This window comes from Lipingzhangella rawalii, assembly GCF_031628175.1.
Lineage (GTDB): Bacteria > Actinomycetota > Actinomycetes > Streptosporangiales > Streptosporangiaceae > Lipingzhangella_A > Lipingzhangella_A rawalii.
This window is the reverse complement of sequence record NZ_JAVLVT010000043.1, coordinates 1-559: the sequence shown is the minus strand read 5'-3', so window position 1 is coordinate 559 and position 559 is coordinate 1. Positions and strand designations below refer to the sequence as shown.

Sequence of the window (559 nt, the reverse complement as noted above, 5' to 3'; positions counted from 1 at the left end):
ATCGGGGTGGGGCTTGGGGGATGGGTTGGTGGGAATGGGGGTAGGTTGGGCATATTCCGTCCTTCGAGCCAGCCCCCCAGTTTTCGGAGGTGTCGGTGGTGCGGCTGCGGGCCGGTTGGCTGTATTGCGCGGCTGTAGTGTTGACGTTGGCGACTCCGTTGCCTGCGGTGTTGGAGATCTATGGCTTCACGGTGCCTTGGCTCACGTCGGGGGCAGCCTTCGCAGCGGCGGTGGCCGCGTTGGTGAGCGGCGTTCTGGTTTCCCGCGCGGATCGTCGTGCCCAGCAGGACACTGATCGGGCGGTTGCACGGCGCCGCAGCGGGGTGGTGTCGATCTCGGGGCGGGTGCCGCGGGTTGAGGAGCGTACCGACCTGCGGGCTTGGGGGGTGCATCCGGCGGTAGCGCTGGAGGACGCACAGCCGGCTATGGATGATCCGCCGGTCTATGTGCCTCGGGATATCGATACGCAGCTGCGTGCGCGGCTTGACCACAGCGGGTTCGTGCTGGTGGTGGGTGATTCCACCGCGGGCAAGACCCGCTGTGCCGCTGAGGCGGTGCG

General features: G+C 67.6%; 1 pseudogene. It reads left to right on the top strand.

The annotated features are described in order from the left end of the window. Positions 1-98: 98 nt before the first annotated feature. A pseudogene (locus RIF23_RS20685) lies at positions 99-559 on the top strand (tetratricopeptide repeat protein); the annotation flags it as partial.